Source organism: Streptomyces sp. NPDC028928 (assembly GCF_055564915.1).
On sequence record NZ_JBVHVI010000002.1, the window covers coordinates 126,799 to 152,858 of the forward strand.

Annotated in this window: 28 protein-coding genes, 1 tRNA gene and 1 riboswitch; of the genes, 16 read left to right on the forward strand and 13 right to left on the reverse strand. The window is 71.0% G+C overall.

What is annotated here, in order from left to right; all coding sequences use genetic code 11:
• Positions 1 to 3: 3 nt before the first annotated feature.
• The 7 genes from ACZ4U1_RS06390 (at position 4) to ACZ4U1_RS06420 (ending at position 4,980) form a co-directional block, all read left to right on the forward strand.
• Positions 4 to 609, forward strand: coding sequence for a DUF2017 domain-containing protein (locus tag ACZ4U1_RS06390; RefSeq protein WP_467900318.1), 606 nt, complete (start codon positions 4 to 6; stop codon positions 607 to 609).
• Positions 610 to 939: 330 nt separating this feature from the next.
• Positions 940 to 2,373 (forward strand): amino acid permease, encoded by a 1,434-nt coding sequence (locus ACZ4U1_RS06395; protein ID WP_467900320.1) that lies wholly within the window; start codon positions 940 to 942, stop codon positions 2,371 to 2,373.
• 148 nt (positions 2,374 to 2,521) lie between these two features.
• Entirely contained in the window at positions 2,522 to 2,944 is a 423-nt protein-coding gene (locus ACZ4U1_RS06400) for a M67 family metallopeptidase (RefSeq protein ID WP_467900322.1), read from the forward strand.
• Positions 2,945 to 3,021: 77 nt separating this feature from the next.
• Entirely contained in the window at positions 3,022 to 3,117 is a 96-nt protein-coding gene (locus tag ACZ4U1_RS06405) for a putative leader peptide (protein WP_311737150.1), read from the forward strand.
• A gap of 84 nt (positions 3,118 to 3,201) precedes the next feature.
• Positions 3,202 to 3,480: a MoaD/ThiS family protein gene (locus ACZ4U1_RS06410; protein ID WP_356149907.1), complete on the forward strand. Its 279-nt coding sequence runs from the start codon at positions 3,202 to 3,204 to the stop codon at positions 3,478 to 3,480.
• A gap of 17 nt (positions 3,481 to 3,497) precedes the next feature.
• Positions 3,498 to 4,448, forward strand: a complete 951-nt coding sequence (locus ACZ4U1_RS06415) for a PLP-dependent cysteine synthase family protein (RefSeq protein WP_467900325.1) — start codon at positions 3,498 to 3,500, stop codon at positions 4,446 to 4,448.
• Positions 4,449 to 4,515: 67 nt separating this feature from the next.
• Positions 4,516 to 4,980, forward strand: a complete 465-nt coding sequence (locus ACZ4U1_RS06420; protein WP_467900328.1) for a hypothetical protein — start codon at positions 4,516 to 4,518, stop codon at positions 4,978 to 4,980.
• Here ACZ4U1_RS06420 and ACZ4U1_RS06425 read toward each other — a convergent pair.
• On the reverse strand, positions 4,977 to 5,435 hold the full coding sequence (locus tag ACZ4U1_RS06425) for a type II toxin-antitoxin system PemK/MazF family toxin (protein ID WP_467900330.1): 459 nt from the start codon (positions 5,433 to 5,435) through the stop codon (positions 4,977 to 4,979). The two genes, ACZ4U1_RS06420 and ACZ4U1_RS06425, sit on opposite strands and share 4 nt — an antisense overlap.
• Positions 5,436 to 5,672: 237 nt before the next feature.
• Between ACZ4U1_RS06425 and ACZ4U1_RS06430 the strand changes: the two genes are divergently transcribed.
• Positions 5,673 to 6,425 carry an MBL fold metallo-hydrolase gene (locus ACZ4U1_RS06430; RefSeq protein WP_467900332.1) on the forward strand — a complete coding sequence of 251 codons (753 nt, stop codon included), beginning with the start codon at positions 5,673 to 5,675 and terminating at the stop codon, positions 6,423 to 6,425.
• Positions 6,426 to 6,485: 60 nt separating this feature from the next.
• Here ACZ4U1_RS06430 and ACZ4U1_RS06435 read toward each other — a convergent pair whose 3' ends face one another.
• A complete protein-coding gene (locus tag ACZ4U1_RS06435; protein ID WP_467900334.1) occupies positions 6,486 to 7,751 on the reverse strand; it encodes a PTS transporter subunit EIIC in 1,266 nt (421 codons plus the stop codon).
• A gap of 178 nt (positions 7,752 to 7,929) precedes the next feature.
• On the reverse strand, positions 7,930 to 9,216 hold the full coding sequence (locus tag ACZ4U1_RS06440) for a PTS transporter subunit EIIC (RefSeq protein ID WP_467900336.1): 1,287 nt from the start codon (positions 9,214 to 9,216) through the stop codon (positions 7,930 to 7,932).
• A gap of 164 nt (positions 9,217 to 9,380) precedes the next feature.
• Between ACZ4U1_RS06440 and ACZ4U1_RS06445 the strand changes: the two genes are divergently transcribed.
• The 3 genes from ACZ4U1_RS06445 to ACZ4U1_RS06455 all read left to right on the forward strand — a co-directional run bounded on the left by ACZ4U1_RS06445 (position 9,381) and on the right by ACZ4U1_RS06455 (position 10,942).
• On the forward strand, positions 9,381 to 9,614 hold the full coding sequence (locus ACZ4U1_RS06445; protein WP_467900339.1) for a PTS sugar transporter subunit IIB: 234 nt from the start codon (positions 9,381 to 9,383) through the stop codon (positions 9,612 to 9,614).
• 78 nt (positions 9,615 to 9,692) lie between these two features.
• Positions 9,693 to 10,427 carry a ribonuclease PH gene (gene rph / locus ACZ4U1_RS06450; RefSeq protein ID WP_189294511.1) on the forward strand — a complete coding sequence of 245 codons (735 nt, stop codon included), beginning with the start codon at positions 9,693 to 9,695 and terminating at the stop codon, positions 10,425 to 10,427.
• Between the two features lie 113 nt (positions 10,428 to 10,540).
• On the forward strand, positions 10,541 to 10,942 hold the full coding sequence (locus ACZ4U1_RS06455) for a prefoldin domain-containing protein (protein ID WP_467900342.1): 402 nt from the start codon (positions 10,541 to 10,543) through the stop codon (positions 10,940 to 10,942).
• Positions 10,943 to 10,948: 6 nt separating this feature from the next.
• On the opposite strand, the gene ACZ4U1_RS06460 is transcribed toward ACZ4U1_RS06455, so the two are convergent.
• Genes ACZ4U1_RS06460 through ACZ4U1_RS06475 form a run of 4 tightly spaced genes read right to left on the reverse strand, consistent with a single transcriptional unit; the run spans position 10,949 to position 14,193 of the window.
• Positions 10,949 to 11,599 carry a DUF1707 SHOCT-like domain-containing protein gene (locus tag ACZ4U1_RS06460; RefSeq protein WP_467900344.1) on the reverse strand — a complete coding sequence of 217 codons (651 nt, stop codon included), beginning with the start codon at positions 11,597 to 11,599 and terminating at the stop codon, positions 10,949 to 10,951.
• Positions 11,600 to 11,608: 9 nt separating this feature from the next.
• Positions 11,609 to 12,571, reverse strand: a complete 963-nt coding sequence (locus tag ACZ4U1_RS06465) for an ABC transporter ATP-binding protein (protein WP_467900346.1) — start codon at positions 12,569 to 12,571, stop codon at positions 11,609 to 11,611.
• 1 nt (position 12,572) lies between these two features.
• Positions 12,573 to 13,400, reverse strand: a complete 828-nt coding sequence (locus ACZ4U1_RS06470) for an ABC transporter permease (RefSeq protein ID WP_467900348.1) — start codon at positions 13,398 to 13,400, stop codon at positions 12,573 to 12,575.
• Positions 13,393 to 14,193, reverse strand: a complete 801-nt coding sequence (locus ACZ4U1_RS06475) for an ABC transporter permease (RefSeq protein WP_467900351.1) — start codon at positions 14,191 to 14,193, stop codon at positions 13,393 to 13,395. The genes ACZ4U1_RS06470 and ACZ4U1_RS06475 overlap by 8 nt, the downstream gene beginning before the upstream one ends.
• Positions 14,194 to 15,364: 1,171 nt before the next feature.
• On the opposite strand from ACZ4U1_RS06475, the gene ACZ4U1_RS06480 reads away from it, so the two are divergent.
• A complete protein-coding gene (locus ACZ4U1_RS06480) occupies positions 15,365 to 18,244 on the forward strand; it encodes a transglycosylase domain-containing protein (protein ID WP_467900353.1) in 2,880 nt (959 codons plus the stop codon).
• Between the two features lie 10 nt (positions 18,245 to 18,254).
• Here ACZ4U1_RS06480 and ACZ4U1_RS06485 read toward each other — a convergent pair whose 3' ends face one another.
• The 3 genes from ACZ4U1_RS06485 to ACZ4U1_RS06495 all read right to left on the reverse strand — a co-directional run bounded on the left by ACZ4U1_RS06485 (position 18,255) and on the right by ACZ4U1_RS06495 (position 19,441).
• Complete coding sequence (locus ACZ4U1_RS06485) at positions 18,255 to 18,575, reverse strand: DMT family transporter (protein WP_467900355.1); 321 nt, start codon at positions 18,573 to 18,575, stop codon at positions 18,255 to 18,257.
• 35 nt (positions 18,576 to 18,610) lie between these two features.
• Positions 18,611 to 18,683, reverse strand: a riboswitch (guanidine-III (ykkC-III) riboswitch).
• Between the two features lie 46 nt (positions 18,684 to 18,729).
• Entirely contained in the window at positions 18,730 to 19,089 is a 360-nt protein-coding gene (locus ACZ4U1_RS06490; RefSeq protein WP_171155827.1) for a GroES family chaperonin, read from the reverse strand.
• 22 nt (positions 19,090 to 19,111) lie between these two features.
• On the reverse strand, positions 19,112 to 19,441 hold the full coding sequence (locus ACZ4U1_RS06495; protein WP_467900357.1) for a DUF3618 domain-containing protein: 330 nt from the start codon (positions 19,439 to 19,441) through the stop codon (positions 19,112 to 19,114).
• Between the two features lie 114 nt (positions 19,442 to 19,555).
• Between ACZ4U1_RS06495 and bcp the strand changes: the two genes are divergently transcribed.
• Together bcp and ACZ4U1_RS06505 are read left to right on the forward strand one after the other, a co-directional pair.
• Positions 19,556 to 20,023 carry a thioredoxin-dependent thiol peroxidase gene (bcp, locus tag ACZ4U1_RS06500; RefSeq protein ID WP_467900359.1) on the forward strand — a complete coding sequence of 156 codons (468 nt, stop codon included), beginning with the start codon at positions 19,556 to 19,558 and terminating at the stop codon, positions 20,021 to 20,023.
• Between the two features lie 221 nt (positions 20,024 to 20,244).
• A tRNA-Leu gene (locus ACZ4U1_RS06505) sits at positions 20,245 to 20,329 on the forward strand.
• A gap of 41 nt (positions 20,330 to 20,370) precedes the next feature.
• Here ACZ4U1_RS06505 and rdgB read toward each other — a convergent pair.
• Both rdgB and ACZ4U1_RS06515 read right to left on the reverse strand, forming a co-directional pair.
• Positions 20,371 to 20,973, reverse strand: a complete 603-nt coding sequence (gene rdgB, locus ACZ4U1_RS06510; RefSeq protein ID WP_467900362.1) for an RdgB/HAM1 family non-canonical purine NTP pyrophosphatase — start codon at positions 20,971 to 20,973, stop codon at positions 20,371 to 20,373.
• Positions 20,974 to 21,021: 48 nt separating this feature from the next.
• Complete coding sequence (locus ACZ4U1_RS06515) at positions 21,022 to 22,356, reverse strand: SGNH/GDSL hydrolase family protein (RefSeq protein ID WP_467900364.1); 1,335 nt, start codon at positions 22,354 to 22,356, stop codon at positions 21,022 to 21,024.
• A 265-nt stretch (positions 22,357 to 22,621) separates the two neighbouring features.
• Between ACZ4U1_RS06515 and ACZ4U1_RS06520 the strand changes: the two genes are divergently transcribed.
• Together ACZ4U1_RS06520 and ACZ4U1_RS06525 are read left to right on the forward strand one after the other, a co-directional pair.
• Complete coding sequence (locus ACZ4U1_RS06520) at positions 22,622 to 23,884, forward strand: DUF445 domain-containing protein (protein WP_467901442.1); 1,263 nt, start codon at positions 22,622 to 22,624, stop codon at positions 23,882 to 23,884.
• A gap of 63 nt (positions 23,885 to 23,947) precedes the next feature.
• The gene (locus tag ACZ4U1_RS06525; RefSeq protein WP_467900366.1) at positions 23,948 to 25,429 is read left to right on the forward strand and encodes an MFS transporter; all 1,482 of its coding nucleotides are present in this window, start codon (positions 23,948 to 23,950) and stop codon (positions 25,427 to 25,429) included.
• 15 nt (positions 25,430 to 25,444) lie between these two features.
• On the opposite strand, the gene ACZ4U1_RS06530 is transcribed toward ACZ4U1_RS06525, so the two are convergent.
• Positions 25,445 to 25,936, reverse strand: coding sequence for a hypothetical protein (locus tag ACZ4U1_RS06530; protein ID WP_467900368.1), 492 nt, complete (start codon positions 25,934 to 25,936; stop codon positions 25,445 to 25,447).
• Positions 25,937 to 26,060 lie beyond the last annotated feature (124 nt).

Sequence of the window (26,060 nt, forward strand, 5' to 3'; positions counted from 1 at the left end):
TAGATGCCCGGACACTTCGAACCGCTCCCCGGCGGCGGCGCGGCCGTCGCGCTCGACGACGTCGAGATCTCCATCATCCGGTCGCTGGCCGTCCAGCTGCTGGAGCTGATCGGCCCCGGCCCGGGTGCCGACGCCCCGGACGACCCGCTCGCCGAGCTGTTCGCCGAGGGGCCCAGCGAGCCGCCGGCCGACCCGGTCCTCAGGAGGCTCTTCCCGGACGCCTACAGCGACCCGGAGCACTCCCCGGACTCCCCGGCCGAGGCCGAGGAGCGCCGGGCGCACTCCGCCGAGTTCCGCCGCTACACCGAGAACGACCTGCGGGCCGGCAAGCGGGAGAACGCGCTCGGCGTGATCCGCTCGCTGGACGCGCTCGCCCCGGTGGACGAGGGCGGGGCGGTGCTCAAGCTGTCCCCGGAGGAGTCCCGGCAGTGGCTCGGCGCCCTCAACGACCTCCGGCTGGCGATCGGCGCCCGGCTGGAGATCACCGACGAGGACGACACCGACCTGCTCTACCGGCTGCCGGAGGAGGACCCGCGCAAGCCGATGGTGCTGGCCTATCTGTGGCTGGGCGGGCTCCAGGAGACCTTGGTGTCGACCCTTATGCCCTGATTCACTCTGGCTTGTTCTCGGCGGATGTTCGCTCAGAGGACGCTCAAATCCGGATAACGATCCCGTCACCTTTGTGGCCGGGTTTGACGCATTCGAGCGCTCTTTGTCCGCTTTTACCTGTGTGATGCGCCACAACCCGCCCCTGTGATCAATATTGCGGCCGTGATAAATCTTCACGACCGCCCGGCCAACACCACCCATGTTCGGCCGGGTGCGCCACCGAGCCGACGACCGTCGGCCAGGCAGACAGCTCCATCAATCCGGGGGGATCGAGACCCGATCCGAGGCCGACGAAAGGCCCGGGTCGGCATGGAGAAAGGCGCACCACACATGACCTCAGCGCAGGTCGACCAGCATCGCGACGGCAATGAGGCCGTGCGTGCGGAGGGCAGCGAGGGCGAGGGTTATCAGCGCGGGCTCGGCGCCCGGCAGATCCAGATGATCGCCATCGGCGGTGCCATCGGCACCGGCCTGTTCCTCGGCGCGGGCAAGGGTATTTCCAAGGCCGGTCCGAGCCTCATCCTGGCGTACGCCGTCGCTGGCCTCGTCATCTTCTTCATCATGCGGGCACTCGGCGAGCTGCTGATGTACCGCCCGGTGTCGGGCTCCTTCTCGGAGTACGCGCGCGAGTTCATCGGCCCGTTCGCCGGTTTCGTGACCGGATGGACGTACTGGCTGTTCTGGGTGGTCACGGGCATCACCGAGGTCACGGCCGCGGCCGCCTACATGACGTACTGGTGGGACATCCCGCAGTGGGTGTCGGCCCTGGTCTTCACGATCATCCTGTACGGCGCCAACCTGATCTCCGTGAAGCTCTTCGGTGAGCTGGAGTTCTGGTTCTCCATGGTCAAGGTCACCGCCATCATCGGCATGATCCTGATCTGCGCCGGCATCCTCACCATCGGCTTCTCCGACGCCGGTGACACCGCCTCCGTCAGCCACCTGTGGAGCGACGGCGGCTTCTTCCCGCACGGTGTCGGCAACACGCTGATGACCCTGCAGATGGTGATGTTCGCCTTCCTCGCCGTCGAGCTGGTCGGTGTGACCGCGGGCGAGTCCAAGGACCCGAAGACCGTGCTGCCCAAGGCGATCAACACCGTGCCGTGGCGCATCGCCGTCTTCTACGTCGGCGCGCTGATCATGATCCTGTCGGTCGTGCCGTGGACCAACTTCCACCCGGGCGTGAGCCCCTTCGTGGCCGCGTTCCAGAAGATGGGCCTGGCGGCCGGCGCGGGCATCGTGAACTTCGTCGTGCTCACCGCGGCGCTGTCCTCCTGCAACTCCGGCATGTACTCCACCGGCCGGATGCTGCGCGACCTCGCGCTCAACAGCCAGGGTCCGAAGATCTTCACCCGGCTGACGCCCAGCGGCACCCCGCTCGTCGGCACCACGTTCTCCGCCGCGCTGATGCTGGTCGGCGTCTGGATCAACTACCAGTGGCCGGGCAAGGCGTTCGACTACGTGGTGTCCTTCGCGACCATCTCCGGCATGTGGGCCTGGATCGTCATCCTGCTCTGCCAGATCCGCTACCGCGCCAAGTCCGACCGCGGCGACCTGCCCCGCTCGGAGTTCCGCGCCCCCGGCGCCCCGTTCACCAGCTGGTTCGCGCTCGCCTTCATCGGCATGGTGATCGTGATGATGGGCATCGACAAGGACGCCCGGGTCTCCCTGTACTGTGCGCCGCTGTGGGGTCTGATCCTCGGTGTCGCCTACCTGGTGCTCAAGCGCCGCAACCCGGAGGCCGCGGCCTTCCGCAAGCGCTGACCCAGGCCCCCGGACCCTCCGGAAAGGACGTCCGGCCGCCGGGAGCACTCGTGGCGCCCCCGGCGGCCGCCGCTCAGGACGTCCAGCATGTGGGCCGTCCCGTACCATCCCTCGGTACGGGGCGGCCCCACTGCTTATCCTGACCCCCATGCTGACCATCACCCAGGCCCTGTACGACCAGATCGTCGCCCACGCGCGCAAGGACCACCCCGACGAGGCGTGCGGCGTGGTGGCGGGCCCGGCGGGCTCGGACCGCCCCGAGCGCTTCATCCCCATGCTGAACGCGGCGATGTCGCCCACCTTCTACGAGTTCGACTCGGGCGATCTGCTGAGGCTCTACCGCGAGCTGGACGACCGCGACGAGGACCCGGTGGTCATCTACCACTCCCACACCGCCACCGAGGCCTACCCCTCGCGCACCGACATCTCCTACGCCAACGAGCCGGGCGCCCACTACGTCCTGGTCTCCACCGCCGACACCGACGGCCTCGGCGAGTTCCAGTTCCGCTCCTTCCGGATCGTGGACGGCGAGGTCACGGAGGAGGAGGTCAGGGTCGTCGAGGCGTACTGACCGTGATGCGGTCGGCGACCATCCACGATGCGAGATCACACTCCGGGATCCGGACCGGGAATCGATACGATGAGCCCATGGTTCTGAACGACGTGAGCGACAAGGCGCCGAGCGTGCTGCTCGTGGCGCGGCTGCACGTCGACCTGTGCAGGCTGAACAGCGCCATCTGTTGACGTTCCCTGCCGCCGTACGGCCGTGAGCCGCGGCGCGCCGCCGTGTGCTCAGACCCGAATCCTTTCCGACAGGAGCCCGCAATCATGGCCATTGAGGTCCGCATCCCGACCATCCTCCGCCAGTACACCGACGGTCAGAAGGCGGTGGAGGGCAACGGCGAGACCCTCGCCGAGCTGTTCGCCGACCTCGAAACCCGGCACGCGGGCATCCAGGCCCGCATCGTGGAGGGCGACCAGCTGCGCCGCTTCGTCAACGTCTACCTGAACGACGAGGACGTCCGCTTCCTGGACGGCATCAGCACCAAGCTGTCCGACGGCGACAACGTGACGATCCTGCCGGCCGTCGCCGGCGGCATGCGCTGATCGGTCGCTGAGCAGCGATGCGCTACGACTCCCCGCTGGCCGCGGTGGGCAACACCCCTCTGGTGCGCCTGCCGCGGCTGTCGCCGTCCCCGGACGTCCGGATCTGGGCCAAGCTGGAGGACCGCAACCCCACCGGCTCGGTCAAGGACCGCCCCGCCCTGCACATGATCGAGCAGGCGGAGAAGGACGGCCGGCTCACCCCGGGCTGCACCATCCTGGAGCCCACCTCCGGCAACACCGGCATCTCCCTCGCCATGGCGGCCAAGCTCAAGGGCTACCGCATGGTGTGCGTGATGCCGGAGAACACCTCGCAGGAGCGCCGGGACCTGCTCGGCATGTGGGGCGCCGAGATCATCTCCTCGCCGGCCGCCGGGGGTTCCAACACCGCGGTGCGCGTGGCCAAGGAGCTGGCCGCCGAGCACCCCGACTGGGTGATGCTCTACCAGTACGGCAACCCGGACAACGCGGGCGCCCACTACGCCACCACCGGCCCGGAGATCCTCGCCGACCTGCCCTCGATCACCCACTTCGTGGCCGGCCTCGGCACCACCGGCACCCTCATGGGCGTCGGCCGCTACCTGCGCGAGCACAAGCCGGACGTGAGGATCGTCGCCGCCGAGCCGCGCTACGACGACCTGGTCTACGGGCTCAGGAACCTCGACGAGGGCTTCGTCCCCGAGCTGTACGACGCCTCGGTCCTCACCTCCCGCTTCTCGGTCGGCTCGGCCGACGCGGTCACCCGCACCCGCGAACTCCTCCAGCAGGAGGGCATCTTCGCGGGCGTCTCCACCGGTGCCGCCCTGCACGCGGCGATCGGCGTCGGAAGGAAGGCCCTCAAGGCGGGCGAGAGCGCCGACATCGTCTTCATCGTGGCCGACGGCGGCTGGAAGTACCTCTCCACCGGCGTCTACACCGCGGCCACCACGGAGGAGGCCATCGAGACGCTCCAGGGCCAGCTCTGGGCGTAGGGGGATCCGCGCGCGCCGGTGGTACGTCACATCTGCACCAGCACCTCTGCAGAAAGGCGGACCCCCCATGCGCCGTACGACGCCCCTCGCCCTCGTGGCGGCAGCGCTGCTCCTCGCGGGCTGCGGCTCCCAGCAGGACACCGGGAGCGGCGGCAAGGTGTCGGCGCCGCCGCGCGGCGGGACCACCCCGTCGCCCAGCCGCTCCGCCGGCGACTGCACCGGGCACGTGGAGCTGACGGCCGCCGATCACGGCCGTACCGTCTGCGTGACCAAGGGCGGCGAGGTCCGGCTGACCCTGGACGGCACCAAGGCCCGCCCGTGGAAGCCGGTCACCACGAGCGGTACGGGACTGGAGGCCATCAACGCGGGCTTCGTCCTCCGACCGGGTGACGCCACCGCCGCCTACCGTGCCGTGGCCGCCGGCACCGTGAAGCTCACCTCGTCCCGCCCGCTGTGCGCCGAGCCCACCGCACCGGGCCAGGTCTCCTGCGAGGGCATCGAGGACTGGACGGTCACCGTCCGGGTGAACTAACCCGCCAGGTGCCGTACCTGGTCCCACAGGACCGGGTCGACCACGCCCACCCGGCGGCGGAAGCCGCTCACCGGTACCTCGCGCAGCTCGTCGGTCTCCAGGAAGCTGGGCCGGCCCTGGGCGTCGCCGACCGCGCCGGGCGGCAGCGGGATCACCCCGCAGCGCTCGTCGTGGTACTTGCTGGTGATCTTCGCGACGGTGGCCCGGTTCCCGCGCACCGCCAGCACCAGGCAGGGCCGGTCCTTCACGCCGGGCCGGTCCTCGAACGGGACGTCCGCCCACCAGATGTCCCCGGGGGACGGCCGTACGGCGTGGGCGGTCCGCGGGCCCGGCCGGCCCGGGGGCCGCAGGCGTCGTCCGCCGGGCCGGCGACCGCGGCCCCAGCCGTCGACCAGCGTGGCGACCAGCGCGAGCAGTACCACCGCGGCGAGGGCCAGCCACCAGGACGTGTCCATACGACGACGTTACCGGCGCGCGCCGCACCTCGCGCGCCCTCTGCCGATCCTTGTGCGCCCCACGTCCAGCCGAACCGGTGACAGCACAGGTGAGTTCGCCCACAACGGCCCCTGGCGGAGGAGCGACCCGTGCTTTTGCGCCTTACGCTCGACAAACCGCACGACCCCCGACAGCCCTCATGTCCGAGTGGTTCCTCGTCCCGACCATCGCTTTCCGCCAACGGAGGTTTCTGCTTCATGAAGCTCACCGTCGTCGGCTGCTCGGGGTCGTTCCCGTCCGCGGAATCGGCCTGTTCGAGCTACCTCGTCGAGGCCGACGGCTTCCGGCTGCTCCTCGACATGGGCAACGGCGCCCTTGGCGAGCTGCAGCGCCACTGCGGTCTCTACGACCTCGACGCGATCTTCCTCAGCCATCTGCACGCCGATCACTGCATCGACATGTGCGCGTACTTCGTGGCGCGCTACTACCGCCATGACGGCGGCCGGTGCGACCCCATCCCGGTCTACGGCCCCGAGGGCACCGAGCACCGCCTGACCACGGCCTACGCGGACACCCCCTCCGCCTCCTCCATGAGCGAGGTCTTCGACTTCCACACGGTCAAGCCGTCCACCTTCGAGATCGGCCCCTTCGCCGTGCACACCGAGCGGGTCCGCCACCCCGTGGAGGCCTACGGCATCCGGGTCGAGCACGGCGGGAAGTCCCTGACGTACTCCGGCGACACGGGCGTCAGCGAGGCGCTGGACGCGCTGGCCCGGGACACCGACCTGTTCCTGTGCGAGGCGGCGTTCACGTACGGCAAGGAGAGCATCCCCGACCTGCACCTCAACGGGCGCGAGGCGGGGGAGACGGCCGCGCGCGCGGGCGCGCGGCGGCTGGTCCTCACCCACATCCCGCCGTGGACCGACGCGCAGGTCAACCTGCGGGACGCGCGGGAGGTGTTCGGCGGACCGGTGGAACTGGCCGCCCCGCGCACGACGTACGAGATCTGACCCCGGGCACGCGCAAGGGCCCCGGAACCGACGAGGTTCCGGGGCCCTTGCGCTGACTGGTTACTTGGCCTCTGCCTTCTGCAGTTCCGCCAGTTCCTCGTCCGACTCGCGGCCCGGGGTCGGCAGGTTGAACTTGGTGATCGCGAAGCGGAAGATCACGTAGTAGACCGCCGCGAAGCACAGCCCGACCAGGACCAGGCCCCACGGGTTGCTCGCGATGCCCAGGTTCAGACCGAAGTCGACCGCGCCCGCCGAGAAGCCGAAGCCGTCCTTCATGCCCAGCGACCAGGTCAGCGCCATCGAGACACCGGTGAGGACCGCGTGGATCGCGTACAGGACCGGCGCGATGAACATGAAGGTGAACTCGATGGGCTCGGTGACGCCGGTGACGAAGGACGTCAGCGCCAGCGAGAACATCATGCCGCCGACGACCTTGCGGCGCTCGGGCCGGGCGCAGTGCACGATCGCCAGGCAGGCGGCCGGCAGGGCGAACATCATGATCGGGAAGAAGCCGGTCATGAACTGGCCCGCGTGCGGGTCGCCGGCCAGGAAGCGCGCGATGTCACCGCTCTTGCCGTGGTACTCGCCCGCCTGGAACCACGGGAACGAGTTGAGCAGGTGGTGCATGCCGATCGGGATCAGCGCACGGTTGGCGACACCGAAGATGCCCGCGCCGACCGCGCCCGACTTCACCAGCCACTCGCCGAAGTTGTGCAGACCCGTGCCGAGGACCGGCCAGATGTAGCCGAAGACGATGCCGAGGACCAGGCCGGCGAAGGCCGACAGGATCGGGACGAGCCGGCGGCCGCCGAAGAAGCCCGCCCAGTCGGGCAGCTTGGTGCGGTAGAAGCGCTGGTACAGCAGGGCCACGACGATGCCCATCACCACACCGCCGAGGACCTTCGCGTCCACCGGGGCGTTCTGCATGACGATCTTGCCGTCGACGACGGTCGCGACCTTCGGCAGGTTCTTGTCGGTGAACGTGCCGAGCACGTTCTTGAAGACCAGATAGCCGACGACCGCGGCGAGGGCCGTGGAGCCGTCCGACTTCTTCGCGAAGCCGATCGCGATGCCCACGGCGAACAGCAGCGCCATGTTGTCGAGGATCGCGTTGCCGCCGGCCGCCATGAACGACGCTATCTTCGTCAGGAAGGTCGGGAAGGACGGGCGGCCCAGCATGTCGGTGTTGCCGAGGCGCACCAGGAGGGCGGCGGCGGGCAGCACCGCGACCGGCAGCATGAGGCTGCGGCCGATGCGCTGGAGCACAGCCATCGCCCCGGCGCCCTTCTTCTTCTCGGCCGCGGGAGCGGCGCTGGCCGTGGTCACAAGTTCCTCCATCGGGCAAGGCGCCGCCCGGGAACCAAGGAAGGGACGGCAGCGTCTCTGGTCTACACCACCTGTGGTGTAGACCTGTTGTAGCACGATGAAGGCGGCATAAGGAACCCGCGAATCCGCTACCACGGCGCTACACGCTGTGTGCCCCGCCGTGCCGGACCGGGCGCCCTCAGACCTTGGTGACGTCCTCGACCTCGTCCACCGGCTCCCGCCCCGGTGTCTTCAGGTCGAACCTGGTGATCGCGAAGCGGAAGACGGCGTAGTACACGGCCGCGAAGCACAGACCGATCGGGATGATCAGCCAGGGTCTGGTCGCCAGGTGCCAGTTGATGACGTAGTCGATCAGGCCCGCGGAGAAGCTGAAGCCGTCGTGCGACCCGAGCGCCCAGGTCACCGCCATCGAGACACCGGTGAGCAGCGCGTGGACGGCGTAGAGCGCGGGCGCGATGAACAGGAAGGAGTACTCCAGCGGCTCGGTGATGCCGGTGACGAACGAGGTCAGCGCGACCGACAGCATCAGACCGCCGACCTCCTTGCGGCGCTCCGGCCGGGCGCAGTGCGTGATGGCCAGCGCGGCGGCCGGCAGCGCGAACATCATGATCGGGAAGAAGCCCGAGGTGAACTGGCCCGCGTTCGGGTCGCCCTGCAGGAACATGTTGATGTCGCCGTGCACCACCGTGCCGCCCGGCTTGGTCCAGCTGCCGAACTGGAACCAGATGGGCACGTTCAGGAACTGGTGCAGGCCTACGACGAGCAGCGCGCGGTTGGCGACACCGAAGACGCCCGCGCCCCAGGGGCCCGCGTCCCGCAGCCATGCGCTGAAGCTCTCCAGGGCGTCACCGACCGGCGGCCAGACGAACAGGCACACCACGGCGAACAGGATCGCCACGAAGGCCATGATGATCGGCACCAGCCGGCGCCCGTTGAAGAAGCCCAGCCAGTCGACCAGGCGTGTGCGGTGGTAGCGGGCCCAGAAGAAGGCGGCCAGCAGGCCCATGACGATGCCGCCGAAGACGCCCGGGTTCTGGTAGGTGAACGCGGACACCGTGCCGTCCGCCGCCTGACAGCCCGTGACGACCACCTTCGCGCCTGCCGGGCAGTCCTGCGGGAACTGGCGCAGGACGCCGTAGTAGACGAGGAAGCCCGCCACCGCCGCGAGCGCCGTCGAACCGTCGGCCTTCTTCGCCATGCCGATCGCGACGCCCACGCAGAACAGCAGTGGCAGCCCCAGCTGGCCGTCCAGCAGCGCGCCGCCCGCCCCGCTCATCACCTTGGAGACGTTCGTCCAGCCCAGGCCGTCCCGGCCGAACACGTCCGGCTGCCCCAGCCGGTTCAGGATGCCGGCGGCCGGCAGCACGGCGATCGGCAGCTGGAGGCTGCGGCCCATCTTCTGCATGCCCTGGAACAGGCGGTTCCAGCGGACCCTCGCCGGGCTCGCCGTGCTCTGTGCACTCATGGGTTTGGCGACCTTCCCCACGGTGGTGTAGACCAGTCGACGGACGGTTCCGCTGTCGTGATCGCCATCATCCGGCACGGTCGGCATGACCGCTCGCGAAGTTGGGCCGACTGTGGGTTACTGCGACAAAGCGGTTCGGATCAGGGAATTCAGGGAGACAGGACATGGCCAGCAAGGCTGAGAAGATCGTCGCCGGGCTCGGCGGCATCGACAACATCGAGGAGATCGAGGGCTGCATCACCCGGCTGCGCACCGAGGTGTCCGACCCCGAGCTGGTCGACGAGGCCGCCCTGAAGGCCGCCGGCGCCCACGGCGTCGTCAAGATGGGCACCGCCATCCAGGTCGTCATCGGCACCGACGCCGACCCGATCGCCGCGGAGATCGAAGACATGATGTGAGCCGGCCGGCTCACCGGAACAGGGGCTCTTCCCGACGCGGGAGGAGCCCCTTCCGCATGGACGGCTAGGCTCGTCCGCATGTCTCGCATCGACGGCCGTACCCCCGAACAACTCCGCCCGGTCACCATCGAACGGGGGTGGAGCAAGCACGCCGAGGGCTCCGTCCTCGTCTCCTTCGGCGACACCAAGGTCTTCTGCACCGCCTCCGTCACCGAGGGCGTCCCGCGCTGGCGCAAGGGCAGCGGCGAGGGCTGGGTCACCGCGGAGTACGCCATGCTGCCCCGCGCCACCAACACCCGCGGCGACCGCGAGTCCGTCAAGGGCAAGATCGGCGGCCGGACCCACGAGATCTCCCGGCTCATCGGCCGCTCCCTGCGCGCCGTCATCGACTACAAGGCGCTCGGCGAGAACACCATCGTCCTCGACTGCGACGTCCTCCAGGCCGACGGCGGCACCCGCACCGCGGCCATCACCGGCGCCTACGTCGCCCTCGCCGACGCCGTCGCCTGGGCCCAGGGCAAGAAGCTGATCAAGGCCGGCCGCCAGCCGCTGACCGGAACGGTGAGCGCGGTCTCGGTCGGCATCGTCGGCGGCGTCCCGCTGCTCGACCTCTGCTACGAGGAGGACGTGCGCGCCGAGACCGACATGAACGTCGTCTGCACCGGCGACGGCCGCTTCGTCGAGGTCCAGGGCACCGCCGAGGCCGCGCCCTTCGCCCGCGACGAACTGAACGCCCTGCTCGACCTCGCCGTGGCCGGCTGCACCGACCTGGCCGCGGTCCAGCAGGCCGCGCTGGCGGGCACGCGCGCGTAAAGAAACCTTCAAGGCCCGGGCAACCCGCCGGCCCTCTGCGGCGTCCCTCTGGGTACGGGCGCACCGCTCACCGGCGGGCGCCCGGCCAGCCGTACCAGGGGAGGGAACCCACCATGGCCGCCAGCCGACGCCGAGGCAGGCTCACCGCCGTCGCCGCCGCCGTAGCGACCGCCGCGCTCACCGCCGGCCTCACGACCGGCTGTGACGCGGTCGGCAAGGCGCTGGACTGTGTGCAGACCGCCGACGCCATCGCCGACAGCGTCACCGAACTCCAGCAGGCCGTGGAGAACGCCGCGAACGACCCCTCCCAGGCCGACGCCTCCCTCGACTCCATCGACAAGAGCCTGCGGAAGATCGGCGACAAGACGGACGACGCCGACGTCAACAAGGCTGTGGACGACCTGACCAAGGCGGTCGACAACGTGCGTACGGCCATCAAGAACGGCGACGAGACACCCGACGTGAGTCCGGTGACGGACGCGGCGGGCGAGTTGACGAAGGTGTGCACGGCGTAGGGGCGTCTAGACCGCCCCGCGCCCCTTCCGGACGCGTTTCCCCCTGGGGAGTTTGCGTTCCACGCCCACCCCGCCCCAGAACGCGAAGCCGGTGATGATCACGCGGGGGGCGCCCGGCTCGGGCGGTCCGTCGTCCCTCGGGTGTTCGAAGGCGCCCATCACGCCGATGCCGCGCACCACGACCTCGACGCCCGGCGGCACGGTCACCTGGACGCCGCCCATGATCGCCACGCAGTTGATCTCGACCTCCCGGTCGGCGAAGTCCGCCTCGCGCAGGTCGAGTTCACCGCCGCCCATGAAGGTGAAGCAGGAGAACCGCTTCGGCACCGTCCAGCGGCCCTTGCGCTCGAAGCCGGACATGACGGCCACCGCGCCCGTCGAGGACCCCTCGCCGCCGGTGATCCGGCCCGCCCAACCGCTGCTCGCCACAGGGTCCTTCGCGAAGGAGACACGCGGGACCACCGCACCGGCCGCCGGCAGATCGCGGGTCAGCGGCGCCAGCTCGCCGTACGTCCGCGCCTTGTACGCCGACTCCAGCCGCTCCTCGAACTCCGCCATGTCGAGCCGCCCCTCGGCCAGGGCGTCCCGCAGCACCTCGGCGACCCGGTCCCGGTCGGCGTCGGACGCCCGGAGGTCCGGGACTGCGTCGTCGCTCATGGCAGCAGCCTACGAGACCGCCTTCTCGGCGTACATCCTGGCGATGACGGCCTCGATGTCCGGCTCCCGCACCGACAGGTCCACCAGCGGATACCGGGCCGCCAGATGCGCGACGAGCGGCGCCGCCGACTGCCCCGCCGGGAACGCCAGCCACTGCCGCGGCCCCTCCACCCGCACCACCCGCGCCGACGGCACCTCCACCGGCGGCAGCTCCCGCTCCAGGTCCACCACCAGCGTCCGCTCGCTCTCCCCGGCCTCGTGCAGCCCCGCGAGCGGGCCGTCGTACACCAGCCGCCCGTGGTCGATCACCATCACCCGGGAGCACAACTGCTCGATGTCCTGCAGGTCGTGCGTGGTCAGCAGCACCGTCGTACCGCGCTCGGCGTTCACCTCCCGCAGGAACTCCCGCACCTTGGCCTTCGACACCACGTCCAGGCCGATCGTCGGCTCGTCCAGGTACAGCACGTCCGGATCGTGCAGCAGCGCCGCCGCGATGTCCCCGCGCATCCGCTGCCCCAGCGACAACTGCCGCACCGGTACCTCCAACAGGGCACCCAGCTCCAGCAGTTCCACCAGACGGTCCAGGTTCTGCCGGTAACGGGCGTCCGGGATGCGGTACATGCGGTGCGCCAGCCGGTAGGAGTCGATCAGCGGCAGGTCCCACCACAGCGTGGTCCGCTGGCCGAACACCACCCCGATCCGGTGCGCGAGCCGCGACCGCTCCCGCGCCGGATCGATGCCCGCCACCCGCAGCCGCCCGGCGCTCGGCGTCAGGATCCCCGTCAGCATCTTGATCGTGGTCGACTTCCCGGCGCCGTTCGGCCCGATGTACCCGACCATCTCCCCGCGCCCCACGGTGAACGACAGCGCGTCCACCGCCCGCACCTCGCGCCGCTCCCGCTTCAGGAACCCGGTCTTCCGGCGCACCTCGAAGACCTTCTCGACCTTCTCCAGCGCGATGAAGTCACTCATGTCAGCTCCCTGTGCTGCGGTACGAACGAAGTCCCGCCCGCCAGGCCAGCCCCGCGAGCGCACAACAGGCCACGGCCACCAGCGGGGGCGTGAACGCCGTCCACTCCGGCAGCCCCAGCGGATACGGCCGCCCCAGCACATAGGTCGCCGGCAGCCAGTTGACGAAGGCCAGCGGCAGCACGAACGTCACCCCGCGCACCAGCTCCTTCGCGAACACCGTCGGCGGATACTGCAGCAGCGTCGTACCGCCGTAGGTGAACGCGTTCTGCACCTCCGAGGCGTCCTGCGCCACGAACTGGAACGCCGCCCCGGCCACGAACACCGCGCAGAAGATCCCGCAGCCGCTCACCACCATCACCGGCATCAGCAGCAGCCGGCCCGCCGTCCAGTCGATCTCCACCCGGGTCAGCGCCCAGCCCAGGACCAGCGCGCCCTGGGTCACCCGGCCCAGCCTGCGCAGCGCGAACCGGTCGGCCGCCACCTGCGCCAGCACCGGCGCCGGCCGCACCAGCAGCGTGTCCAGCGTGCCGTCCCGCACCCGCCGGCCCAGCCGGTCCATCGACCCGATCACCAGGTCCGCGAGCCCGAAGGAGGTCGCGGACAGCCCGTACAGGAACGCCACCTCCGGCAGCGGCCAGCCGCCCAGCGCGTCCACCCGGGAGAACATCAGCATGATCGCCACGAAGTCCAGGAAGGTCGCCGCGAAGTTCCCGAACGTGGTCATGGCGAAGGACGCGCGGTACGCCATCGTGGACCGCACCCACATCCCCGCGACCAGCCGGTACGCCCGCACCCCCTCGGCCAGCCGCTCGGCCCGCCCCTCAGCCACCCTGCACCACCACCCGGCGCGTCGCCGCCGACTGCACCAGCCGCCCGGCACCCAGCAGCACCACCGCCCAAGCGGCCTGGAAGAGATAGGTGGGCAGCGGGTCCGCCTGCCCCAGCAGGACGTCCGCCGGCGCCTGCAGCAGCGACGACCAGGGCAGCGCCCGCACGACCTCGCCGAGCGCGCCCGGGAAGACGTTCAAGGGGAGCAGCATCCCCGAGCAGAAGAACCCCAGCAGCCACGCCATCTGCGCCACCCCCGTGCCGTCCAGCAGCCAGAACGCGCTCAGCGCGACCAGGTAGCGGATGCCGAAGCCGACCAGCATGGCGAGCACGACGGCGATCAGGAAGGCCGCCCAGGTGCCGGCGTCGGCCGGCAGGTACGCCGGGAAGCAGAGCGCGCCGAACACGAACGGTACGACCCCCCGCCCCAGCAGCTGGAAGAGCGCCCGGCCGACATCCGCCGACAGCCACCACAACTGGAGATCGGCGGGCCGGAACAGGTCGACGGCCACATCCCCCGTACGGATGCGTTCCATCAACTCGTCCTCGACGCCGCCACCCCCGATGGCAAGGGTCGAGAGAAAAGCCTGCCCCAGCCAGACGTAGGTGATGGCCTGCGCCTGGTCATACCCCCCGAGATGGGGCTTCTCGTCCCACAGCGCGCGGTACGTGTAGACCAGAATGAGACCGAAGACAGTGTTCGTGAACACCCCTGCCGCAGTGGCGGCCCGGTAGGTCGCGTACCGTCGGAACCCCCCTGCCGCGACCGCCGCGTACAACCGTCCCGCGCCCACGCAAGTCGACCTCCTCGGACTGCTCGACACCGAAGCGCAGGAGCCTAGTCCGGAGGCCCGGTGGCCGGCCACGCGTTTTCCGCCGGAAGCGTGCCGGAATCCGGGAACGGAACGCCAGGTGCGAGAGTCTTCAAACAGGGGGAGCGCAGAAGCGTACGAGGCGTACGGGAACGTACGACGCTGAAAACAGGAGTCCGTGCACGACATGAGCGACGAGCCGCAGCCGCAGCAGCCGAACGACGGCGTGGCACCGAAGAGGCCGCTGCCGGCTGAAGGGCCCGGGACCCCGGGGGGCCACAAGCCGCACAGCCCGACACCAGACCCCAGCGAACCCCCTGCCCGGGGGGCCGGCAGGCCCGCCGGGCGCCCTGGCGGCAGCGGGAAGCCGCAGAGCGCCGAGGGACCCGAGCGGGTCCCGGGCGCCGGGCGCACCGCCGAGGACACCCGCGGCGCCGGGACCGGGGGCTCCCGGTCCGACGCCGGCCGGGCGGCTTCGGCGTCCCGGGACGGCTCGGGCGCGGCGGGTTCGGCCTCTCGGGGTGGGTCCGGTGCGTCGGGCTCGGTGCCCGCGGAGCGGTCTGGCGCGGCGGGTTCGGTGTCTGGGGAGCGGTCTGGCTCGGCGGGTTCGGTGCCCGGGGAGCGGTCTGGCTCGGCGGGTTCGGTGTCCGGGGAGCGGTCTGGCTCGGCGGGTTCGGTGTCCGGGGACGGCTCCGGCGCGGCGGACTCAGGGGCTCCGGACCGCACGGCTTCCATGGCGCGGGCCCGCCAGGCGGCCCGTGGCGCCCGGACGGAGCAGACGGGGCCCATCGGCACCGGTGCGGGCGCGACGTCCGGCGGAGCTTCGGCGCCTGGGCGTGGCCCGGGGTCCGGGGGTGCTTCGGGCACCCGTGGGGACTCGGGAGCCGGTGACGCTTCGGCTTCCGGTCGTGGTCCGGTGTCCGGGGGTGGTTCGGCTGTGGGCTCCGGCGGTGCTTCGGGCACCCGTGGGGGCTCGCGGGCCGGTGACGCTCCGGGCTCCGGGCGTGGCCCGGTGTCCGGCGGCGGTTCGGCGTCCGGTGCTGCTTCGGCCGCCGGTGGCGGAGCCGCCGGCGGCAAGGGTTCCGGTGGCAAGAAGCCGGCCGAGCCCAGTGGCCCGGGTGGGGCCGGGCAGGCGCCGGCCGAGAGTACGCAGGTGCTTCGGCGTATCACCCCGCCCAAGGGGCCGCAGGCCGCGAACGCGGGCGATGCCGCCCAGGCGCCCGAGACCACGCAGGTGCTCCGGCGGATCAACGCGCCCCGCGCGGGTGAGCCCAGCGGTCCCGGTGCCGCCGCCGCCAAGCCGGACCCCTCCGGTCGTACCCCTCGCCCCACCGTGCCCCGCCCCGGTGGCCCGAACCGTGCCACCGAGGCCGGTGCCGGTGCTGCCGCCGGTTCCTCCCCGGCTGCCGCCCGTGCTGCCCGTGCCGCGCGTGCGGCCGGCACCGCCGGCGCCGCCGGAGCCGGTGCCCAGGCCGCCGCCGCCGCGTCCGCGTCCGGTGCCGCGTCCGGTGCTGCCGCCGCGTCCGGTGCCGGTGCCGCCGCCGGTTCCTCCCCGGCCGCCGCCCGTGCCGCCCGTGCCGCCCGTGCGGCCGGCACCGCCGGTGCCCAGGCCGCCAAGCCCGACGCTGCCTCGCCCGAAGACCGGACCACCCTCCTCGCCGCAGCCGACGCCGACACCGCCGGAGGCAACGGCAAGGCCAAGGCCAAGGCCAAGAAGGGCAAGCGGCCCAAGCGGACCGGGTGGCGGCGGATCATCCCGACGTGGCGGATGGTGCTCGGCACCTTCTTCGTCGGGGTACTGCTCGTCATCGGCCTGTTCTTCCTCGGCTACTCCCTGGTGAAGATCCCGCCGGCCAACGCGTTCGCGACCAAGCAGAGCAATGTGTACCTGTACGCCGACGGCTCGCAGCTCGCCCGTGACGGTGAGGTCAACCGGGAGAACGTGAGCCTCGCCCAGGTCTCCAAGGACGCCCAGCACGCCGTACTGGCCGCCGAGGACCGCGACTTCTACACGGAGTCGGCCGTCGACCCCAAGGCGATGATCCGAGCCGCCTGGAACACCGCGACCGGCAAGGGCAAGCAGTCCGGCTCGACGATCACCCAGCAGTACGTGAAGAACTACTACCTGGCCCAGGAGCAGACGGTCACCCGCAAGGCCAAGGAGTTCTTCATCTCGATCAAGCTCGACCAGAACAAGTCCAAGGACGAGATCCTGGAGGGCTACCTCAACACCAGCTACTTCGGCCGCAACGCCTACGGCATCCAGGCCGCCGCCCAGGCCTACTACGGCAGGGACGCCGCCGACCTCGACCCGGCCCGCGCCGCCTACCTCGCCGCGCTCGTCAACGCGCCGAGCGAGTACGACGTCGTAGCGCACCCGGAGAACAAGAAGGCGGCCGTCGCCCGCTGGAACTACGTGCTGAACGGCATGGTCACCAAGGGCTGGCTCAGCGAGTCCAAGCGCGCCGGCATGAAGTTCCCGATGCCGAAGGAGCAGACGATCTCCACCGGCATGTCCGGCCAGCGCGGCTACCTCGTGGAGGCGGTCAAGCAGTACCTCACCACGAACAACATCATCGACGCCGACCACCTCGCGCTCGGCGGCTACCGCATCACCACCACCATCCAGAAGAACCGGCAGGACGCCTTCGTCAAGGCCGTCGACGACCAGCTGATGTCCAAGCTGGACAAGAAGAACCGCAAGGCCGACAGCTACGTCCGGGCCGGCGGCGCCTCCGTCGACCCCAAGACGGGCAAGGTCGTCGCGATGTACGGCGGCATCGACTACGTGAAGCAGTACACCAACGGCGCCACCCGCGGTGACTTCCAGGTCGGCTCGACCTTCAAGCCGTTCGTGTTCACCTCCGCCGTGCAGAACGGGTCCACCACCCAGGACGGCCGGACCATCACCCCGAACACCGTCTACGACGGCACCAACCAGCGCCCCGTCCAGGGCTGGAGCGGCGGCGCCTACGCCCCCGAGAACGAGGACCAGCGGTCGTACGGCCCGATCACCGTCCGCAAGGCCACCGACCTGTCGGTGAACTCGGTGTACGCCCAGATGGCCGTCGACGTCGGCCCCGCCAAGGTCAAGCAGACCGCGATCGACCTCGGCGTCCCCTCCGACACCCCGGACCTCCAGCCGTACCCGTCGATCGCCCTCGGCACCGCCACCGCCAGCGTCCTGGACATGGCGGAGGCCTACGCCACACTCGCCAACCACGGCAAGCACGGCACGTACACGCTGGTCGAGAAGATCACCAAGGAGGGCAGGGAGGAGATCGAGCTGCCCGACGAGCCGGTCAAGCAGGCCGTCAGCCGGGAGGCCGCCGACACCACCACCTCCGTCCTGCAGAGCGTGGTCCAGAGCGGCACCGCCACGGCCGCGCAGGCCGCGGGCCGTCCGGCGGCCGGCAAGACCGGCACCGCGGAGAGCGACACCGCCGCCTGGTTCGCCGGCTACACCCCCGACCTGGCCACGGTGGTCTCCGTCATGGGCCAGGACCCGGTGACGGCCAAGCACCAGCCGCTGTACGGGGCGCTCGGCCAGGCCCGCATGAACGGTGGCGGCCCGCCCACCCAGATCTGGGCGCAGTACACGCGCAACGCGCTGAAGGGCAAGCCGGTCAGCGAGTTCGACCTCCAGCTGGAGCAGGGCGCCGACGTGGTCCAGGAGCCGCCCGCCACCAGCAGCGCCCAGCCGGGCACCGACGGCGGCACGGACGACGGTGGCGCGACCGCCACTCCGACCGACGGCGGCGCGACCGCCACCCCGACCGACGGCGGCACCACCGGCACCCCGGCCGACGGGGGTGCCACCGGCACTCCGACCGACGGCGGCGCCACCACGGACGGGGGCGCCACGACCACCGGCGGCGGTACCACCACGGACGGAGGCACCACCACGGGCGGCGGGACCACGGGCGGCGACGCCGCCGGCGGCGGGGCGGCGACCGGTGGCGGTACGACCACGGACGGAGGCGGCGGAACCACCGGCACCGACACGGGTTCCGGAGGATTCCCCGGCACCTGACACGCCGGTGTCAGTGGCCGCCGGTCGCCTTCAGCCCCACGACGGCGACCAGCAGCAGACACACGAAGAAGATCCGGGCGGCGGTGACCGGCTCACCCAGCACCACCATGCCGAGCACCGCCGCACCGGCCGCGCCGATGCCCACCCACACGCCGTACGCCGTACCGATGGGCAGGGACTTCGCGGCGCACGACAGCAGGACCATGCTGGCGACGATGCCGGCGCCGGTGAACAGGCTCGGGACGAGACGGGTGAAACCCTCGCTGTACTTCATCCCGATCGACCAGCCGACCTCCAGCAGACCGGCGACGACGAGCAGAACCCAGGCCATGACGGCACCTCCGAGACACGGTGACTCTTCTTCGGGGTGCGTCGTCTTTGCCTTCGACCCGGTACGGCGCGTCTCGTCGGGTTCCTCCCGAACATAACAAAGGCATGCGGAAGAGGGCCGGTGACGATGGTCACCGGCCCTCTCGCAGTGCGTTCTACAGGTACAGCCCCGTGGAGTCCTCCGACCCCTCGAACCGGTCCGCGGCGACGGCGTGCAGGTCGCGCTCGCGCATCAGCACGTACGCCACGCCCCGCACCTCGACCTCCGCCCGGTCCTCCGGGTCGAACAGGACGCGGTCGCCGGGCTCCACCGTCCGGACGTTCTGACCGACCGCGACGACCTCGGCCCAGGCCAGCCGCCGCCCGACCGCCGCGGTGGCGGGAATCAGAATGCCGCCCCCCGACCGCCGCTCGCCCTCACCGGTCTCCTGCCGCACGAGAACCCGGTCGTGCAGCATCCGGATGGGGAGCTTGTCGTGGTGGGGAGTGCTGTGCTGGTTTCTGTTGGCGCTCACGCCTTGAACCTACCTGCCCCGATCAGTCCCTGCGCCGCCGGGCCCCGAGGGCCAGCAGCCCCACGACCCCGACGACGACGAGGGCGACGGGCACGACCCGCTCCAGGCGAGGCGCCCCCTCGTCATCCACGAACCGCGCCCGTACATCGCTCACGACGCGGTTGACCTGCACGTACGCCCGCCCGACCGTGTGATCGACATTCGCGATCACCTTGGCCTTGGCGTCCCCGACGATGGTCTTCGGATGCACGCGCACCCCGATCTCGTCGAGCGTCTCGGCCAGCACTTCACGGCGGCGCCTGATGTCCGCCTCGATCTGCGCCGGGGTTCTGGTGTCCGACGTGTCCGCCACCGTACGGCCTCCGAAGTCTGCCGAAGTCTGCTGATGCTGGTTGATGGTGTTCTCGAACAGTCTGTCAGCTCGCGGCCGGACCGCACCGCAAGGCCCCCCGGTTACGCTAGTCCGATGAGCGAGCGACTCCAGCCCGGGGACGTGGCCCCCGCCTTCACCCTCCCCGACGCCGACGGCAACGAGGTGTCCCTGTCGGACCACAAGGGCCGCAAGGTCATCGTCTACTTCTACCCGGCCGCCCTGACCCCCGGCTGCACCAAGCAGGCCTGCGACTTCACCGACAACCTTCAGGTCCTTGCCTCCGCCGGCTACGACGTCATCGGCATCTCGCCGGACAAGCCGGAGAAGCTCGCGAAGTTCCGCGAGAAGGAGTCCCTGAAGGTCACCCTGCTGGCCGACCCCGACAAGCGGGTCCTGGAGGCGTACGGCGCCTTCGGCGAGAAGAAGCTCTACGGCAAGACGGTCGTCGGCGTCATCCGCTCCACGGTGGTCGTGGACGAGGACGGCAAGGTGGAACGCGCCCTGTACAACGTCAAGGCCACCGGTCACGTGGCGAAGATCCTCAAGGACCTCGGCATCTGAGCCACCTCTGCAGCGACGGCCCGCCCCGGCTTCTTCCCGGTGCGGGCCGCTCTCCGTTTCCGGACGGCACTGCCGATAACCGGTTCGTTTCAGGTGGGCGATGACGGCCGAGGGGTCGTCGTCCGCTCTCGCTGGAGAGCCGAGGGGGGCGTACGGAGAAAGGCGCAGCCCCGTACACTGAGCGAGGCAAAACGGCCTGTAAATAAAAAGTCCGTTTTGGGGCGGCCGTGGCGAAATAGGCGATACGCGCGGGTTTTAGGTGCCCGTGGGAGAAATCCCGTGTGGGTTCGAGTCCCACCGGCCGCACACGTGAGGGGACGTCCATCCGGACGGCCCCTCGGTTGCTCTCAGCCCAACAATTCCCGCACCACCGGCACCAGCGCCCGGAACGCCTTCCCCCGGTGGCTGATCGCGTTCTTCTCCTCGGGGCTCAGCTCGGCGCACGTCCGCGTCTCGCCCTCCGGCTGGAGGATCGGGTCGTAGCCGAAGCCGTTGGTGCCGGCGGGGGCGTGCCGCAGGACCCCCCTCAGCTGCCCCTCGACCACCCGTTCCGTGCCGTCCGGCAAGGCGAGGGCCGCCGCGCAGGCGAAGTGGGCGCCGCGGTGTTCGTCGGCGATGTCGGAGAGCTGGGCCAGCAGCAGCTCCAGGTTGGCCTGGTCGTCGCCGTGCCGGCCGGCCCAGCGGGCGGAGAAGATGCCGGGGGCGCCGTTCAGGACGTCCACGCAGAGGCCGGAGTCGTCGGCGACCGCGGGCAGACCGGTGGCCTGGGCGAGGGCGTGCGCCTTGAGCAGGGCGTTCTCGGCGAAGGTGACGCCGGTCTCCTTGACGTCGGGGACGTCCGGGAAGGCGTCCGCGCCGACGAGTTCGTGGGGGAGTCCGGCTTCGGCCAGGATGGCCCTCAGCTCGGTGATCTTTCCGGCGTTGCGGGTGGCGAGGATCAAGCGGGTCATGCCCGCCAGTATTCCCCGCCCGCCCGCTCCCGCCGTTCGCCGCCCCGGCTACAGCTCCGCCTGGCCCGCGCCCTTCAGCGTGCGCAGGTCGAAGACCTCGGCCATGGTGCGGTAGCCCAGGTCGCTGGGGTGCAGATGGTCGCCGGAGTCGTACTCGGGGCGCAGCCGCCGCGGGTCGTACGGGTCCCGGAGGGCCTTGTCGAAGTCGACGACGGCGTCGTAGACCCCGCCGGCCCGGATCTCGGCGTTGACCTGCTGCCGTACGGCCTCCCGGGCGGGGGTGTAGCCGCGGTGGCCCTGGAAGGGCATCAGGGTGGCGCCGACGACCTTCAGGCCGCGGGCGTGGGCCTGGCGGACCAGTGTGCGCAGCCCGGTGACGATGCGGTCGGGGTCGGCGAGCTTGCGGTTGCGCAGGATGTCGTTGACGCCGAGGTCGATGACGACGACCTTGACGCCGGTGCGGGAGAGCGCGTCGCGGCCGAAGCGGCCGAGGCCGCTCTGGTTCTCGGCGGGCCGGCCGAGGCCGTCGGCGAGGACCTGGTTGCCGCTGATGCCCTCGTTGACGACGCTGTAGCGAGGCAGTTGTTGCCCCTCCTCCAGTGCGCCGCGCAGCCGCCCGGAGAGGACGTCGGGCCAGCGGCGGTTGGCGCCGGTGGTGGAGGTGATGCCGTCGGTTATGGAGTCGCCGAACGCGACGACGGTGCCGGCGGCTTCGTTGCTGAGCACGTCAAGGGCGGTCAGGTACCGCCAGTACGGGGTCTGTCCGGTGTAGGGGGTGCCGGTCGTGTCCTCGGTGCGGTCGCCGTCGGCGACGTACGACACCTGCCGGGCGTGCGGGTGGTAGGTGACCGGACCGGACGGGGTGGGGGAGTAGGTCGTGACCAGCACGTCGGCGCCGTGCGGGACGGTGACGCGCACGGCGTCGCTGACGGCCTGTCCGCCGGCGGGTATGACGACGCCGGTGCTGCCGTTGAAGGTGAGCCGCCGCATCGTTTCCGCATCGGCCGCCGCGGTGCCGTCGCCGGTGGCGAGGGCGAGCGAGGCGTGCGTGATGGTGAGGGCCGACTGGCCGTAGAGATTGGACAGCGTGACGCGGGCACCCGTACCACCGACGCTGGTGTGCACCACGTTGCGGACCGAGCGGTCCGCGAGGCCCGCCGTCTCGGTGCCGGGCTCGCCGCCGACGGGGGCGGTGGCCCAGGCGCCGACCCAGGCGCCGGTGGAGGCGGGGGCGGCGTGGGAGTCGCGGTGCGGGCGGCCGGCCGCGAGGGTGCCGCGGGGGGTGCCGTCGTCGGCGGCCACGGTGACGTATATGCCGGCGGACAGTGCGATGACCAGGGCGACCAGCGCACCGAGCACCGCATAACCATGACGCTTGGCCACTCTTGTGTTGTTCTCCTCGGGAGATGGGAGCCCGAGGCTCCGATCTTGCTGAGCCCATGATGCGTCATGGGCCGGAGGGGTCTGACAGGACCCTGCCACTACCCCCCTCCAGACAGACGCCGGGAACTCCCGTTCCGTTCCGGGAGTCGGTCAGGAAGGGACAATTGTGTGCGGGATCACCGAACGGGTGGAGCTGATGGAACCTACCGAGACGGGAACACCGGGGCGGGTCGCGTCACCGGAGCGGGTCGCGTCGTACAAGTCGATGACGGCGTTCACCCCGGCCGACGAGGAGCGCCGGCGCGGGGTACGGCGGATGAAGCTCACGGCGACGGGCATGCTGCTGTTCGTCGCGGTGGTCTACGTGCTGGCGAAGGCGGCCGGCGGCGCGGGCGCCGGGCCGTGGACGGACTATGTCGCGGCGGCGGCCGAGGCCGGCATGGTCGGCGCGCTCGCCGACTGGTTCGCGGTCACGGCCCTCTTCCGGCACCCGCTGGGGCTGCCCATCCCGCACACCGCGATCATCCCCACCAAGAAGGACCAGCTGGGCATCTCGCTCGGCGAGTTCGTCGGGGAGAACTTCCTCTCCGAGGACGTCGTACGGCAGCGGCTGCGCGCGGTCGGTATCGGCAGCCGGCTCGGCGTCTGGCTGGCGGAGCCCGAGCACGCGGACCGGGTGACGGCGGAGCTGGCGACCGCGCTGCGGGGTGCCCTGACCGTCCTGCGGGACTCCGATGTGCAGGCGGTCGTCGGCGAGGCGATCACCCGGAGGGCCAACGCGCAGGAGATCGCGCCGGGCCTCGGCAAGACACTGGAGAAGATCGTCGCCGACGGCGGGCACCGGCGGGTGGTGGACCTGGTGGTGTCCCGGGCGCACGACTGGCTGGTGCTGCACCGGGACGACGTGATGGTGGCCGTGGAGGGCGGCGCGCCCGGCTGGACCCCGCGGTTCGTGGACCGGAAGGTCGGCGAGCGGGTCTACAAGGAGCTGCTGCGGTTCGTCACCGAGACGCGGGACATGCCCTCGCACCCGGCCCGCGGCGCGCTGGACCGCTTCCTCACCGACTTCGCCTCCGACCTGCAGTCCGACACGGACACCCGGGCCCGGGTGGAGCGGCTCAAGGGCGAGGTGCTGAGCCGCGGCGAGGTGCAGGACCTGATCGCGTCCGTGTGGACGGCCGTACGGTCCATGATCGTGACGGCGGCCGAGGACGAGCGCAGCGAGCTGCGGCAGCGGGTGCGGGCCGCGTTGCTGTCCCTGGGCTCGCGGATGGCGACCGAGCCCAAGGTGCAGGACAAGGTCGACACCTGGGTGGAGGGCGCGGCGGTGCACGTCGTGACGACGTACCGCAAGGAGATCACCTCGCTGATCACGGACACGGTGGCGGGCTGGGACGCCGAGCACACCACCCGCAAGATCGAGGCGCACATCGGCCGCGACCTGCAGTTCATCCGCATCAACGGCACGGTGGTGGGATCGCTGGCGGGGCTGCTGATCTACACCGTCTCGCGGGGCCTGGGGGCGTGAGCGGACTGTTCCCGGCAGGTCAGGGCACCCGGTACTGCATCCTTCGACGCGGAGGGAGCGCCCATGAGCACAGCCGAGGCCGGGACCGGCCGGACCCTCACCACGGACATCCCCGCACGACTCGACCGACTGCCCTGGTCCCGCTGGCACTGGACGATCGTCATCGGCCTGGGGACCGTATGGATCCTGGACGGCCTGGAGGTCACGGTCGTCGGCAACATCGCCTCCCGGCTCGCGGAGCCCGGCAGCGGCCTGTCGATCACCTCCGGGCAGATCACCGGCGTCGCCGCCGCGCTGTATGTGGCGGGCGCCTGCTCGGGCGCCCTGTTCTGGGGCCGGCTGACCGACCGCTTCGGCCGCAAGAACCTCTTCATGATCACCCTGGCGGTGTATCTCGCGGCGACGGCGCTGACGGCCGTCTCCTGGGAGGCGTGGTGGTTCTTCCTGTTCCGCTTTCTGACCGGCTTCGGCATCGGCGGTGAGTACGCGGCGATCAACTCGGCGATCGACGAGCTGATCCCGGCGGCCTACCGCGGCCGGGTCGACCTGGTCATCAACGGCAGCTTCTGGCTCGGCGCGGTCGGCGGCTCCCTGCTGTCGATCGTCGCGCTCGACACCGACCTGCTGGCCGCGAACGTCGGCTGGCGTCTGACCTTCGCGCTCGGAGCCGTCCTCGCCCTGGTCATCCTGCTGGTACGGCGGCACGTCCCGGAGAGCCCGCGCTGGCTGCTGATCCACGGCCGGGACCGGGAGGCGGAGCGGATCGTCTCCGGCATCGAGCGCAGGGTCGAGGAGGAGAAGGGCGAGCCGCTCCCGGAGCCCGAGGGCGAGCTGGAGATCCACCAGCGCGGGAGCGTGAGCTTCCTGGAGATCGCCCGCACCGTCTTCGGCCGCTACCGCAGGCGGGCGGTGCTCGGCTTCTCCCTCTTCATCGGCCAGGCGTTCCTGTACAACGCGATCACCTTCGGCTTCGGCGCGATCCTGACCACGTTCTACGACGTGCCCTCCGACCACACCGGCTACTACTTCGCGGTGATCGCGGCCGGTAACTTCTGCGGCCCGCTGCTGCTCGGCAAGCTCTTCGACACGGTGGGCCGCAGGGTGATGATCTCCTCGACGTACCTGCTCTCGGGCCTGCTGCTGTTCGGCACGGCCTGGCTGTTCGACCGCGGCTCGCTGAACGCGGGCACGCTGACGGCCTGCTGGTGCGCGGTGCTGTTCTTCGCCTCGGCGGGCGCCTCCAGCGCCTACCTCACCGTGTCCGAGATCTTCCCGATGGAGACGAGGGCGATGTCCATCGCCTTCTTCTACGCCCTCGGCACCGCGGCCGGCGGCATCAGCGGCCCCCTGCTCTTCGCCGACCTCACCGGCACCGGCAAGGTCGGCGACACGGTCCTGGCCTTCTCCATCGGCGCGGCGCTGATGTGCGCGGCGGGCCTGGTCGCGGTGTTCCTGGCGGTACGGGCCGAGCGCCGCTCCCTGGAGGACATCGCCCGCCCGCTGACGGCGGTGCCGGGCCGGGCCAGGGCGGCGGCGCAGCCGTGAGGACGCCCGCGCCGCTCACGCGCCCGTCGTGGATCCGGGCCGGACGATCATCAGGACGGTCACGGCGGCCCACAGCAGGTTGAACAGCCCGGTGAACATGGCGAGCCGCGCGGTTTTCGCGGGCTTCCCTTCGAGGAGGGCGGTCTGGGCCGGCAGCACCAGCGCGACGAGGACGAGGGCGGCGAGAGCGGTGAGGGCGATCGACACGATCAGCCAGGCACTGCCGAGCACACCCATCTCGCTCGCCGTGGCGAACCCGAAGACGGGGACGACGACGCCCACGACGGCGTAGACGCGGCAGATCCGGTGCAGCAGCCGGAGCGTCCCGGTGGCGTCGGGGTCACCGGGGACGCCGGTGGCGTGGGGGTCACCGGGGACGTCGGTGGCGTCGGGCCCGGCGGTCAGGGCGCGGCGGGCGGCGGGCGGGAACATGCTGGCGGCGACGGCGACGGGACCGATGGCGAGGATCGCGGCGATGACGTGGACGGCGAGGAGGAACTTGGTCACAGGGGGACGGTAGGGGCGGCGGAGATCACGGAGGAGTGGCGGGAGTGCCAGCCTCCGACGGATTCTCGCCAGAGGGCCGAAGGGCGGACCTGCTCGGGGCTGCTCCTGGGCCCCTGTGTCGGCG